Source organism: Frateuria sp., from assembly GCF_035943815.1.
GTDB lineage: Bacteria > Pseudomonadota > Gammaproteobacteria > Xanthomonadales > Rhodanobacteraceae > Frateuria_A.
In genome coordinates this window covers 213,216-225,232 of the sequence record NZ_DASZBU010000012.1, presented here as the reverse complement: position 1 = coordinate 225,232, position 12,017 = coordinate 213,216, and the positions used below count along the sequence as shown (strand labels likewise).

13 protein-coding genes are annotated in these 12,017 nt (G+C 68.0%); 10 read left to right on the top strand and 3 right to left on the bottom strand.

The features are described 5' to 3' along the window. Positions 1-5 precede the first annotated feature (5 nt). Entirely contained in the window at positions 6-356 is a 351-nt protein-coding gene (arsC, locus tag VGU65_RS08530) for an arsenate reductase (glutaredoxin) (protein ID WP_327474654.1), read from the top strand. Between the two features lie 92 nt (positions 357-448). On the opposite strand, the gene VGU65_RS08525 is transcribed toward arsC, so the two are convergent. The 3 genes from VGU65_RS08525 to VGU65_RS08515 are packed head-to-tail and all read right to left on the bottom strand — an operon-like array spanning position 449 to position 3,418. Beyond that, positions 449-1,264: an amidohydrolase gene (locus VGU65_RS08525; RefSeq protein WP_327474652.1), complete on the bottom strand. Its 816-nt coding sequence runs from the start codon at positions 1,262-1,264 to the stop codon at positions 449-451. Then, positions 1,252-2,397, bottom strand: a complete 1,146-nt coding sequence (locus VGU65_RS08520; RefSeq protein WP_327474650.1) for a pyridoxal phosphate-dependent aminotransferase — start codon at positions 2,395-2,397, stop codon at positions 1,252-1,254. The genes VGU65_RS08525 and VGU65_RS08520 overlap by 13 nt, the downstream gene beginning before the upstream one ends. A 43-nt stretch (positions 2,398-2,440) precedes the next feature. After that, positions 2,441-3,418: a LysR substrate-binding domain-containing protein gene (locus tag VGU65_RS08515; protein WP_327474648.1), complete on the bottom strand. Its 978-nt coding sequence runs from the start codon at positions 3,416-3,418 to the stop codon at positions 2,441-2,443. A gap of 118 nt (positions 3,419-3,536) precedes the next feature. On the opposite strand from VGU65_RS08515, the gene VGU65_RS08510 reads away from it, so the two are divergent. The 9 genes from VGU65_RS08510 (at position 3,537) to VGU65_RS08470 (ending at position 12,014) form a co-directional block, all read left to right on the top strand. After that, positions 3,537-4,121: an FMN-dependent NADH-azoreductase gene (locus VGU65_RS08510; protein WP_327474646.1), complete on the top strand. Its 585-nt coding sequence runs from the start codon at positions 3,537-3,539 to the stop codon at positions 4,119-4,121. Positions 4,122-4,274: 153 nt separating this feature from the next. Then, positions 4,275-5,936, top strand: a complete 1,662-nt coding sequence (locus tag VGU65_RS08505) for an amidohydrolase (RefSeq protein WP_327474644.1) — start codon at positions 4,275-4,277, stop codon at positions 5,934-5,936. 406 nt (positions 5,937-6,342) lie between these two features. Further along, a complete protein-coding gene (locus VGU65_RS08500; RefSeq protein ID WP_327474642.1) occupies positions 6,343-6,663 on the top strand; it encodes a hypothetical protein in 321 nt (106 codons plus the stop codon). Between the two features lie 3 nt (positions 6,664-6,666). Continuing rightward, positions 6,667-7,041 carry a GntR family transcriptional regulator gene (locus VGU65_RS08495; protein WP_327474640.1) on the top strand — a complete coding sequence of 125 codons (375 nt, stop codon included), beginning with the start codon at positions 6,667-6,669 and terminating at the stop codon, positions 7,039-7,041. Continuing rightward, a complete protein-coding gene (locus tag VGU65_RS08490; protein WP_327474638.1) occupies positions 7,038-7,895 on the top strand; it encodes an ABC transporter ATP-binding protein in 858 nt (285 codons plus the stop codon). The genes VGU65_RS08495 and VGU65_RS08490 overlap by 4 nt, the downstream gene beginning before the upstream one ends. Then, on the top strand, positions 7,892-8,875 hold the full coding sequence (locus tag VGU65_RS08485; protein WP_327474636.1) for a hypothetical protein: 984 nt from the start codon (positions 7,892-7,894) through the stop codon (positions 8,873-8,875). The genes VGU65_RS08490 and VGU65_RS08485 overlap by 4 nt, the downstream gene beginning before the upstream one ends. A gap of 124 nt (positions 8,876-8,999) precedes the next feature. Next, positions 9,000-9,698, top strand: coding sequence for a YggN family protein (locus VGU65_RS08480; protein ID WP_327474634.1), 699 nt, complete (start codon positions 9,000-9,002; stop codon positions 9,696-9,698). 271 nt (positions 9,699-9,969) lie between these two features. Beyond that, positions 9,970-11,490, top strand: a complete 1,521-nt coding sequence (locus tag VGU65_RS08475) for a DNA-3-methyladenine glycosylase 2 family protein (protein WP_327474632.1) — start codon at positions 9,970-9,972, stop codon at positions 11,488-11,490. After that, positions 11,487-12,014: a methylated-DNA--[protein]-cysteine S-methyltransferase gene (locus tag VGU65_RS08470; protein WP_327474631.1), complete on the top strand. Its 528-nt coding sequence runs from the start codon at positions 11,487-11,489 to the stop codon at positions 12,012-12,014. The genes VGU65_RS08475 and VGU65_RS08470 overlap by 4 nt, the downstream gene beginning before the upstream one ends. The last annotated feature ends 3 nt before the right edge of the window (positions 12,015-12,017 follow it).

Below are 12,017 nucleotides of genomic sequence, written 5' to 3'. Positions count from 1 at the left end.
CCCCGATGAACGTGCGCATCTACCACAACAGCCGCTGCTCCAAGTCGCGCGGCACGCTGGAGTTGCTGCAGGCGCGCGGCTTCGAGCCGGAAGTGATCAATTACCTCGACACGCCGCCCAGCGTGTCCGAGCTCAAGTCCCTACTTCGCCTGCTGGGCATGACGCCACGGCAACTGCTGCGTACCGGCGAGCCGGAATATCGCGAACTGGGTCTGGCTGACCCGGCGCTCGGCGACATGGCCATCCTCGAGGCGATGGTCGCGCATCCGAAGCTCATCGAGCGTCCCATCGTGGTCGCCGATGGCCGGGCCGCCATTGGGCGTCCGCCCACGGTGGTGCTGGACATCCTTCCCTGATTCCGACGCTGGCCCGGCCACGGGCTCCCCCGTAGCCAAGACCGATCATCGGGAGGCCATTGCAATGCGTGGCCTCCCGATGCGTCGGGACGTCAATCGGGTCCCAGCGTGAACGCGTCGGCATCCATCCAGGCAGGGAAGCGCTCGCGGTGGGCGAGCAGCGGCGTCGGGTCCAGCCGCACTGTCACCACCTGTTCCTGCGCGCCCAGTTCGATCACCGTTTCGCCGACCGGATCGATGAGGGCGCTGTCGCCCGCATAAGGCAGGTCGTTGCCGTCCACGCCCACGCGATTGACGCCCACCACGTAGGCGAGGTTCTCGATCGCCCGCGCGCGCAGCAGCGTGCGCCAGGGCTGCCGGCGCGGCGCCGGCCAATTGGCCACGAACAACGCCAGGTCGTAATCCATCCCGCCGATGGCGCTTTCCAGCCGGCGGTTGCGAAGCCAGACCGGAAAACGCAGGTCGTAGCAGACCTGCGGCAGGATGCGCCAGCCTTTGAGCTCGACGACCAGCCGCTCGCGGCCGCCGCCGTAGCGGGTGTGTTCGCCGGCCATGCGGAACAGGTGGCGCTTGTCGTACTGCGCGTGGCTGCCATCGGGCCGCATCCAGAACAGCCGGTTGTAGACCGTGCCGCTCTCGTTGATCGCCAGGCTGCCGCAGATGACCGCACCGACGTCCGCGGCCAGCGCACGCAACCAGGCGACGCCCTCGCCGTCCATCGTGCCGGCGCTCGCCTGGGTGTCATTGCTGAAGCCCGAAAGGAACGTCTCCGGCAGCACGATGAGGTCGCTACCCTTCGCCTGGCGCACCAGTGCACCGTAGTAGTCGCGGTTGGCCGGCGCGTCGTGCCAGCGCGTGGCGCCCTGCACCAGGCCGACAGTCAACGGTTGCATGCTCACAGGCGACATAGGCGCTCCGCGGCGGCGGCCATGGTCGCGTCGCTCTTGGCGAAGCACAGTCGCAGCAACCGCGTGCCCGCCGACTCGGCATAGAACGGCGTGAGCGGAATGCCCGCCACGCCGCCGTGCTCGACCAGCCAGCGCGAAAAGGCGAGGTCGTCCTCGTCGCGGATCGCCGAATAGTCGACCAGTTGGAAGTAGCCCCCCGCCACATCCAGGAGCTTCAGGCGCGAGGGCGCCAGCAGCGCGCGGAAGCGGTCGCGCTTGGCCTGGTAGAAGTCGGGCAGCTCGAGGTAATGGGCCGGGTCGCTGGCGAGGATCTCGGCAAACGCCACCTGCGCCGGATGGAAGGTGCAGAAGGTGAGGTACTGGTGCACCTTGCGGAACTCGGCCGACAGCGCCGCCGGCGCCACTGCATAGCCGACCTTCCAGCCGGTGCAGTGGTAGGTCTTGCCGAAGCTGGACACCACGATGCTGCGCGCGGCCAGCTCAGGATGGCGCAGCACGCTTTCGTGTCGCGCACCGTCATAGACGATGTGCTCGTAGACCTCGTCCGAGAGCACCACGATGCCGGTGTCGCGGATGATTTCGGCCAGCGAGTCCAGGTCGTCCGCCGACAGCACGGCACCCGAGGGGTTGTGCGGGCTGTTGATCAGGATCATCCGCGTCTTGGGCGTGATGGCGTCGCGCACGCGTTGCCAGTCGATCGCGAACTCCGGCAGCGTCAGCGGGATGTGTACGGCGCGCGCGCCCTGCAGCTCGATCGCAGGCTCGTAGGAATCGTACGCCGGATCGAACACGATCACTTCCTCGCCCGCCCGCACGGTCGCGGCGATCGCCGCGAACAGCGCTTCTGTCGCGCCCGAGGTCACGGTGACCTCCGTCGCCGGGTCGATACGCCGTCCGTACACGCGCTGCGTCTTCAACGCGATCTGCTCGCGCAGCGGCGCCGTACCGATGCCGGGCGCGTACTGGTTCTTGCCCTCGGCCATCGCGCGCGCCAGCGCCTCACGCAACGACGGCGGCGGTTCGAAATCGGGGAAGCCCTGGCCCAGGTTCACCGCCTGGTGATCGAGCGCGAGCTGGCTCATCACGCTGAAGATGGTGGTGCCGACCTTGGGAAGCTTGGTATCGATGTTCATGCGTCCGGATGTCTGGAAGGCCAAACGGCAAGCCTAGCACGGCTCACGCCGACGGCCCGGTAAGCGGAGCCAGCGGGCGTACCTTGCATTGCTCGTGCTTCTGGCGGGTCGCCTCGGGCAGGCGCTCGGCAAGGAAATCCACCAGCGCCCGCACGCCCGGCAGCATGCCGCGCCGGCTGGGATAGACGAAGTGCATGGTGCCCTCGGGCACGCTCCAGTCGGGCAGCACCACCTCCAGCTCCCCGCGCGTGACGGCCGGGGCGCAGACGAACTCCGGCAGCAGCGCGACGCCGAGTCCGCGGCGCGCGGCTTCCAGCAGCAGCGCGAATTCCCCGGTGATGAGCCGGGCACTCATCTCCACCGGGACGCGCTCGCCATGTGCATCGATCAATTCCCATACCTGGGCGCCTTCGTGCTCCTGCATCGACAAGGCCGGCAGCGAGGGGAGTTCGGCGGGCACCTTGGGCCGTCCCACGCGATCCAGCAGCGCGGGGCTGGCCACCGCCAGCACGCGCGACAGGCCGAAGGTGCGCAGGACCAGGTTGGCATCGCTGTCGAGCCTGGTGCGTACGCGGATGGCGATGTCGTAGCCCTCGCCCACCACGTCCACGCGGCGGTCGCTGGAGAGCACGCGCACCTGCATCTTCGGGTATTGCGCGAGGAAATCCGGCAACACGTGCGCGACCACCGTCTGCGCCAGCGACACCGGGCAGCTCAGCCGCACCACGCCGCGGGGCTCGGCACGCAATTCGTCGACCGCCTCCTGGGCGGCCCGTGCCTCCTCCAGCACGGCCCGGCAGTGCGCATAGAAGCGCTCGCCCACTTCGGTAATTACGAAACGACGGGTGGTCCGCTGCAGCAGGCGAACGCCGAGCCGATCCTCCAGCTGCGCCACGCGCTTGCTCAGCTTGGACTTGGGCACGCCCAGCGCGCGGCCAGCGGCGGAGAAGCCGTTGTGCTCGACCACCATCGCGAAGTAATAGAGGTCGTTGAGGTCATGCAGGGTACCGTCGAGAGTCACGACATCGTTTCCTTTGAAGAACGACCAGTTCGATATTAGCCGACTTATCAGGGCATTGTCGCAAAACTATATTGAGTCCCGTCGCCGGCCCGCCGGCCCTTTGATCGGGAGTCACGCCATGAAACTGCTGCATATCGATTCGAGCGCCCTGGGCAACCATTCGGTTTCGCGCGCACTGACCGCGGACATCGTGGCCCGGGTCAGGCGAACCCGCCCGGATGCGAACTACCGCTATCGCGACCTGGCGGCACAGCCCCTGCCGCACTGGTCGCCGGTGGCAGACGCCAGCGATCCGGCCGCGCTGCTGGGCAACGAGGTGATGGAGGAGTTCCTCGCCGCCGACGTGATCGTGCTCGGTGCGCCGATGTATAACTTCGGAATTCCGAGCCAGCTCAAGGCATGGATCGACCGCATCGCGGTGGCCGGCAAGACCTTCCGCTACACCGCCAGCGGCCCGGAGGGCCTGGCCGGCGGCAAGCGGGTGATCGTCGCCTCCAGCCGCGGCGGCTTCTACGGTCAGGGCAGCGCCGGCGCGGCGATGGATTTCCAGGAGAGCTATCTGCGCGCGGTCCTGGGTTTCCTCGGCATTACCGACATCCAGTTCGTGCGCGCCGAGGGCGTGGCGGTCAGTGCCGAGCAAAAGGACCAGGCGCTGACGGAGGCCAGGCAGGCCATCGGGACTTTGCTGCCGAAGGCGGCATAGCCTTCCCGTTCCCCGCGGTATTCGCGCGAAACGGTGCATCCGAAGCGGACGAGCCCCCTCCCTCCATCGGAGGGGGCTTTTCGTATCCCGGCGAGTGGAAAAACCGGACACGGCCCGACACACTCATGGTTTCCCGCCAAGGAAGCCGCGCGCATGAACCGCACCCTGCGTCTGTCCCTGCTCGCCCTGCTGGCCATCGCACCGGCGCTGCAGGCTGCCGATCTGTTCGTGCACAACGTCAGGGGCTACACGCTCGACAGCCAGGGCAAGCTGCGGCGCTTCGACGCGCTGCTGGTTGACGACGGCAAGGTCGTGGCCACCGGCCCGGATGCGGCGCTGGCCAGGCGCGCAGGCAAGGCGAAGGTCGTGGACGGCCACGGCAAGACGCTGCTGCCGGGCCTGATCGATGCGCACGGCCACGTGCTCGATCTGGGCTACGCCCTCACCCAGGCCGACCTCACGGGCTCGCAATCGCTCGGCGAAGCGCTGGAGCGCGTCAAGGCCTACGCCGCCGCCCACCCGGACGCACGCTGGATCACCGGCGGCGGCTGGAACCAGGTGATCTGGAAGCTGGGCCGCTTCCCCACCGCCAAGGAACTGGACGCCGTGGTCTCCGACCGGCCGGTGTGGCTGAGCCGCGTCGATGGCCATGCCGCCTGGGCCAACAGCGCCGCCATGAAGCTGGCCGGCATCACCCGCGACACCAAGGACCCGCCCGGCGGACGGATCGAGCGCGACGCCCAGGGCAACCCGACCGGTGTCTTTGTCGACGGCGCGACGGCGCTCATCAGTGCGCCCGAGCCCACGGACCAGGAACGCGCCACCGCGCTCGATACCGCGCTGGCCGAGATGGCCAGGGTCGGCCTGACCGGCGTGGACGACGCCGGCATCGACCTGCCCAACTACCGCCTCTACAAGCGCTACGCCGACGAGCACAAGCTCACCGCACGGATCTACGCCATGGTGAGGGACACCGGCGAGGCGTTCGACACGATCACCGCCGAGGGGCCGCTGGACGGCTACGGCGACGGCTTCCTCACCGTGCACTCGGTCAAGCTGTTCGCCGACGGCGCGCTGGGCAGCCGCGGCGCGGCCATGCTCAAGCCCTACTCCGACGACCCGCACAACCATGGGCTGTTGTTCATGAGCCCGGGCACGATGGTTTCGAAGATCGAGAAAGCCTTCGCCAGGGGCTACCAGGTCAACATCCACGCAATCGGCGACGCGGCCAACCATGAAGTGCTCGACAGCTTCACGGCGGCCTACAAGGCTCACCCGGAAGCAAAGGCGTTCCGCAACCGCGTCGAGCACGCGCAGATCGTTTCGCTGCAGGACATCCCACGCTTCGTGCCGCTCGGCCTGATCGCCTCGATGCAGCCGACCCACGCTACCTCCGACATGAACATGGCCCAGGATCGCGTGGGGCGGGAGCGGCTGGATGGCGCCTATGCATGGCGGCGATTCCTCAAGCAGGGCACGGTGGTCGCCTTCGGCTCGGACTTTCCGGTCGAATCGCCCAACCCCTTCTTCGGCCTGCATGCCGCGGTCACCCGCCAGGACCACCAGAACCAGCCTCCCGGCGGCTGGTATCCCGACCAGAAGCTGAGCCTCGTCGAGGCCTTGCGCGCCTTCACCCTGAGCGCCGCCTATGCCGGGCATGCGGAGAAAACCCAGGGCTCGCTGGAACCAGGCAAGTACGCGGACTTCATCCTGGTCGACCGGGACATCTTCGCGATCGACCCGCGGGACCTGTGGAAGACCAAGGTGCTCGGCACCTGGGTCGGCGGCAAGCAGGTGTACCAGGCCGGCAGGTAAGGCGGGGAGCCACCCCCATCCAACGTCCATCGCACACCTGCGGATAGCCTGCCCGGGGGGCGGGAGGTCCGTGGGTGGAGTCCGTGGGCGGGCGGAACAGCAGCCCAGGCACCGGCAGCCCCATCGTCCTGGCCGCTACAAGGCGGGAATCCAGGCTCCTTGCCCACCCAGGCGGCCTGGATTCCGCATTCGCCTGGGTGCCGCCTGGTGAGAGAGACGGCGCGGCCAAGACCCAAGTCGGTGCCCAAGCTTGAGGCCAATCCGTCGGATGCCCACCTAATCGACTGAAAGCAAAAGCATTCTTTGGATAGGCCATCAGTCACGGCCTGTTGCTTGTTGACGTTCTCGAAGATGGTGTTATAGTTAACTACAACACCGGTCCACGAGGTCACTAAGGAGACCCGCCATGAAAGCGCAGAACCTGATCGCCCTGGCCGCCGCCACGCTGTTTACCGCGACGGGCCTGGCCGCCCTGAACACCCCCGTGCGCATCGCGCCGGTTTCCGAGATCAACGGCATCCGCGTGGTCAACCTGGCCCCTGTCGAAGTGAGCCCCAGCGCGAGCGAGATGCGCGCGGCGCTGCTGGGCAACGCTGACCTTTCCAGCGCCGTGCTGGCGCCGGCACTGGACGCGCCCGCCGAAGCGGGCGCCACCCTGCTCGGGGCGCAGCTGGCCATGCCCTACTATTCGTTTGGCACCAAGTTTGCCCGTGCCAGCAAGGAATAACGTATGACCATCACCTGGAACGACAGCGTCCCGATCTACCGCCAGCTGCGCGAACGCGTGGTGGCGATGATCCTGGATGGCGCCTTGAACGAAGGCGACCCGCTGCCGTCGGTGCGCCAGGTGGCGGCGGATTTCCAGATCAATCCGCTGACCGTGTCCAAGGCGTACCAGGAGCTGGTCGACGATCAACTGGTCGAAAAAAGGAGAGGGCTGGGCATGTTCGTCACCGAGGGGGCCCGCGAGGCCTTGTTGAAATCCGAGCGCGAGCGGTTCCTGCGCGAGGAATGGCCGGCCCTGTTCGCGCGCCTGCAGCGCCTTGGGCTGGATCTCAAAACGCTGATGCGCGAAGCGCCGGCCACCACGGAATCGCAGCCATGAGCGCCATCGTCACCGCGCGAAACTTAAGCAAGCGCTACAAGAACACCACCGCGCTGGACGGGGTGAACTTCCAGATCCAATCCGGCCGCATCGTCGGCCTGATCGGCCCCAACGGTGCCGGCAAGACCACGGCGCTCAAGGCGATCCTGGGTCTCACCTCCTTCGAGGGCGAGCTCAACGTGCTCGGCTTCGACCCGCGCACGCAGCGCGACAAGCTGATGGAACAGGTCTGCTTCATCGCCGACGTGGCGGTGCTGCCGCGCTGGATCCGCGTGCGCGAGGCGATCGACTTCGTCGCCCACGTGCACCCGCGCTTCGACCGCGCCAAGTGCGAAGCCTTCCTCAAGCGCACCAAGCTCACGCCCGACCAGCGCGTGCGGCAGATGTCCAAGGGCATGATCGTGCAATTGCACCTGGCCCTGGTGATGGCCATCGACGCACGCCTGCTGGTGCTGGACGAACCCACGCTCGGCCTGGACATCCTCTACCGCAAGCAGTTCTACCAGAGCCTGCTGGAGGACTACTTCGACGAGAACAAGACGATCATCGTCACCACCCACCAGGTGGAGGAGATCGAGCACATCCTCACCGACCTGATGTTCATCCGCGACGGCAAGATCGTGCTGGACACCGACATGGACGCCGTCGGCGACCGCTTCGCCGAAGTGATGGTCAGCGCGGACAAGGCCTCCGCAGCCCGCGCGCTGCAGCCTATCGATGAACGCCAGGTCTTCGGCAAGAGCATCTTCCTGTTCGACGGCGCCGATCGCATGACGCTGGAGGGGCTGGGCGAGATCCGCCGGCCGTCCGTCAGCGACCTGTTCGTCGCCACCATGAAAGGGACCTACGCATGAACACCCTTGTCGGCAACAACCCGCTCGGACGCAACATGTACTGGCTCGTCAAACGCGAGTTCTGGGAGCACCGCGGCGGCTTCCTGTGGGCGCCGCTGATCACCGGCGCCGTATTCCTGGTGCTGAACCTGATGGGCATCGTCACCGCCGAGGTGGTCGGCGCGCGGCACGGCATCCATTTCGGCGCGAGCGGCCAGATGCAGCACGTGATCTCGCAGATGGACGCCGGCGACATGAGCCACGTCGGCATGGCGCTGGACATCGCCATGTATTCCTCGATGGCGCTGATCTTCGTGGTGATGGGTTTCGTGGTGTTCTTCTACTGCCTGGGCGCGATCTATGACGAACGCCGCGACCGCAGCATCCTGTTCTGGAAATCGCTGCCGCTGTCGGATTCGCAGACCGTGCTCTCCAAGGTCGCCAGCGCCACCCTCGTGGCGCCGATCATCGCGACGCTGGCCGGCATTGCCGCGGGCATCCTGCAGTTGCTGATGGTGGCGGTCACGCTGTCCTTCCATGGCGTCAACGTGTGGCAGTTGCTGCTGCTCGCCCATCCGCTGCGGGTCATGCTCAACATGATCGGCCACATCCCGCTTTACCTGCTGTGGGCCCTGCCCTCGGTCGGCTGGCTGATGGTGTGCTCGGCCTGGGCCCGCACCAAGCCGTTCCTGTGGGCCATCGCCCTGCCGGTCGCCACCGGTCTGCTGGTCACCTGGTTCGGCATCATGGGGCTGTTCAACCTGTCCGCCGGATGGTTCTGGCAGAACATCGTGGCCCGCGCCCTGTTCAGCGCCTTCCCCGGCGCCAGCCTGGTCGCCGGCGACGACCTGGTCCATACCGGCAAGGACAACCTCGACTTCATGAACCTGAGCAACACCTACCACCTGCTCGGCTCGGCCAACCTGTGGATCGGTGTGCTGGTCGGCGCTGGCCTGATCGCCGCAGCCATCTGGTTCCGCCGCTGGCGCGACGACGCCTGACCGCGCAAGGACCCGCAGGCCCGTGACCGCCCGGTTTCCACGTGGGTGTACGACGGCCCTCCGTCCCCCGGCCACAACGATCGGCGCGCCGAATTCAACAGACCGCCATGGAGCGAGAATCCCGATGAAATCCAAAGCGATCACCAGCGGACTTGTGCTGGCCCTGCTGCTGCCGCTGGTCGCCTGCAGCCAATCCGGCACCGCCGGCTCGGACAACGGCAACGGCGTGGCCCAGGCCATGAAGGAAGTCCAGGAACAGACCTCGCCGTCGGCCATATCGGCCGAGGTCCACAAGGGAATCGAGCAGGCCAGGCAGGAGCTGGCCACCAAGGACATCGACGTGGACAGTGTCCACATCGGCAAAGGGCCCGAGCGCCACGACTCACGCCCCAGCGCCGTGATCACGCCCCGTGGCGAACTGGTGATCGCGGGCAAGAAAGTGGAGGCCACGCCGCAGCAGCATGCCCTGCTGCAGGATTACCGCCAGCAGATCATCGGCATCGCCGAGGCCGGCATGGAGATCGGCGAACACGGCGCCAGCCTGGGCGCCAATGCAGCCAGGGAAGCGATCTTGGGTGCGCTCAGCGGCAAGAGCGACAAGGAGATCGAGGCCGCTATCCAGCCGCAGACGGACAAGATCCAGGCCGCCGCAGCCCGCCTCTGCCTGCGCATGCCCGGTCTGCTGGCCTCGCAGCAGAAGCTGGCCGCCGCCATGGCCGAATTCAGGCCCTACGCCACGATGACGCAGAAGGACGTCGACGACTGCGGCAAGGACACGGCCGACAAGAACGGCAAGAAAGGCGACGCGGTGTTTTCCGATTGATTCGTCGTCCCCGCCCATGCCGTAGCGCACGTGACCGATCTGATCGCCGCGGTCCGAGTGCGCCGTGCGCCGCTGACGGCCCCTGCCGGAGACCTTTTTATGTTGCGGCGGAGATCGCGCTGCAGCTCGGCGTGCTCCGGTACGCCTGGCGCTGGCCGTGGCAGGCGATGGCCTGATTTCCCACAGGCGTCTTTTCCACCGCGCGGCGACGGCGTCATCCATGTCCGAAAACGGCGAGTCGTGCTGCAGGCGTGGTGTTAGCCTGCATCGCATGTCCGTGCCATCAAGTCCCCTGCCCGACCACCACGCCTGCGAACGGGCGCGCCTGAGCCGCGATGCGCGGTTCGACGGTCTGTTCTTCACCGCGGTCACCAGCACGCGCATCTATTGCCGTCCCGTCTGCCCCGCGCCGTCGCCGAAGGCCGCCAACGTGCGCTACTACGCGAACGCCGCGGCCGCCGAGGCTGCCGGTTTCCGGCCGTGCCTGCGCTGCCGGCCGGAGCTCGCCCCTGGCCATCCGGCCTGGCACCCGGGCGAACACGTGGTGGCGCGCGCGTTGAAGCTGATCGACGGCGGCACGCTCGCCGAGGGTTCGCTCGAAGGCCTGGCCGATCGCGTGGGCGTGGGCGCGCGGCAGTTGCGCCGCCTGTTCGTCGAGCATCTGGGCGCGCCGCCGCTACGCGTGCACACCACGCGCCGGCTGCTGTTCGCCAAGCAGTTGCTGACTGAAACGGCGCTGCCGGTCACCGAGGTCGCGCTCGCTTCCGGCTTCGGCAGCCTGCGCCGCTTCAATGCCGCCTTCGCCCAGGCCAACCGCGTCGCGCCGCGCGAACTGCGCCGCCGGCCGCGCGCCGGCCAGGCCGGCGGTGCGCTGGTGCTTCGGCTGTGCTACCGGCCGCCGTACGACTTCGACGGCGTGCTGGATTTCCTGCGCTCGCGCGCCTTGCCCGGCATCGAGCAGGTCGATGCGAACACCTACACGCGCGTATTCGGCCCGACCGATGCGCCCGGCTGGCTGCGCCTGTCGGCCTGGCCGGACGGCGAGCACGCGCTCAAGCTGGAGCTGCACGGCCCGCAGTCCGCGCAGTTGCTGCCGCTGGTGACGCGCCTGCGGCGCATGTTCGACCTGGACGCCGAACCGCGCGCGATCGCCGCCACGCTGGGTGCCGGCGGGGTGCTCGCCCCGCTGCTGCGCAAGCGTCCAGGCCTGCGCCTGCCCAGCGGCTGGGACGGCTTCGAAATCGCGGTGCGCGCCGTGCTCGGCCAGCAGGTGAGCGTGGCCGCCGCACGCACGCTGGCTTCACGCATCGTGCAGCGCTTCGGCACGCCGCTGGCCACACCCGTGCTGCCCGGATTGGAGCGGCTGTTCCCGACGCCGGAGCAACTGGCCGATGCGGATCTTTCGCAGATCGGGGTCGTGCGCGCCAGGGCGCAGACCATCCGCGGCATCGCGCAGGCACTGCTGGACGGACGCGCAGACTTCCGCCCCGAGCAGCCGCTGGAGGAATTCGTGGAACGCTGGACCGCGCTGCCCGGCATCGGCGAATGGACCGCTCACTACATGGCGATGCGCGCGCTCGGCCATCCGGATGCCTTTCCCGCCGCCGACCTGATCCTGCGCCGTGCCGCCGCCGGCGGCACGGGCGAACTCAGCACGCGGGCGCTTACCGAGATGGCACAGGCATGGCGGCCGTGGCGGGCGTACGCGGTGATCCACCTGTGGCGCAGCGTGGCGGATGGCACCGATGTCTCCAAGGCGAACGATTCGGCCAAGCTCGGGAAGCGCCGATGAGCACCATTCACTACGACGACCTGCCCAGTCCGATCGGCCGCCTGCGCCTGGTCGCCGATACGCAGGGCCTGCGCGAGGTCTGGTTCGAGACCGGCCGGCACCGGCGCGAACCCGGCCCGACCTGGGTGCGCTCGGCCGGGGCGCTCACGTTCGCCCGCGTGCAACTGGAGGAGTACTTCGCCGGAACGCGGCAGGTGTTCGAGCTGCCGCTGCATCCGATCGGCACGCCGTTCCAACTGGCGGTGTGGCAAGAACTGGGCCGCATTCCCTATGGCGCCACCATCAGCTATGGCGAACTGGCGCGCCGCATCGATCAGCCGCAGGCGGTACGCGCCGTGGGCGCGGCGAACGGGCGCAATCCGCTGCCCATCGTGCTGCCCTGCCACCGGGTGATCGGCGCCAACGGCAGCCTCACCGGATTCGGCGGCGGCCTGCCGACCAAGCGTTTCCTGCTGGCGATGGAGGAAGGCGTGGCGCACGGCGACCTGTTCGGGTTGGCCGTGCACACGCCGCGGCTGGCCTAGCGA

Bases quoted from the DNA above. Each gene is read 5' to 3' on its own strand.
- arsC (WP_327474654.1), top strand. From the start codon at position 6: ATGAACGTGCGCATCTACCACAACAGCCGCTGCTCCAAGTCGCGCGGC.
- VGU65_RS08525 (WP_327474652.1), bottom strand. From the start codon at position 1,264: ATGTCGCCTGTGAGCATGCAACCGTTGACTGTCGGCCTGGTGCAGGGC.
- VGU65_RS08520 (WP_327474650.1), bottom strand. From the start codon at position 2,397: ATGAACATCGATACCAAGCTTCCCAAGGTCGGCACCACCATCTTCAGC.
- VGU65_RS08510 (WP_327474646.1), top strand. From the start codon at position 3,537: ATGAAACTGCTGCATATCGATTCGAGCGCCCTGGGCAACCATTCGGTT.
- VGU65_RS08505 (WP_327474644.1), top strand. From the start codon at position 4,275: ATGAACCGCACCCTGCGTCTGTCCCTGCTCGCCCTGCTGGCCATCGCA.
- VGU65_RS08500 (WP_327474642.1), top strand. From the start codon at position 6,343: ATGAAAGCGCAGAACCTGATCGCCCTGGCCGCCGCCACGCTGTTTACC.
- VGU65_RS08495 (WP_327474640.1), top strand. From the start codon at position 6,667: ATGACCATCACCTGGAACGACAGCGTCCCGATCTACCGCCAGCTGCGC.
- VGU65_RS08490 (WP_327474638.1), top strand. From the start codon at position 7,038: ATGAGCGCCATCGTCACCGCGCGAAACTTAAGCAAGCGCTACAAGAAC.
- VGU65_RS08485 (WP_327474636.1), top strand. From the start codon at position 7,892: ATGAACACCCTTGTCGGCAACAACCCGCTCGGACGCAACATGTACTGG.
- VGU65_RS08480 (WP_327474634.1), top strand. From the start codon at position 9,000: ATGAAATCCAAAGCGATCACCAGCGGACTTGTGCTGGCCCTGCTGCTG.
- VGU65_RS08475 (WP_327474632.1), top strand. From the start codon at position 9,970: ATGTCCGTGCCATCAAGTCCCCTGCCCGACCACCACGCCTGCGAACGG.
- VGU65_RS08470 (WP_327474631.1), top strand. From the start codon at position 11,487: ATGAGCACCATTCACTACGACGACCTGCCCAGTCCGATCGGCCGCCTG.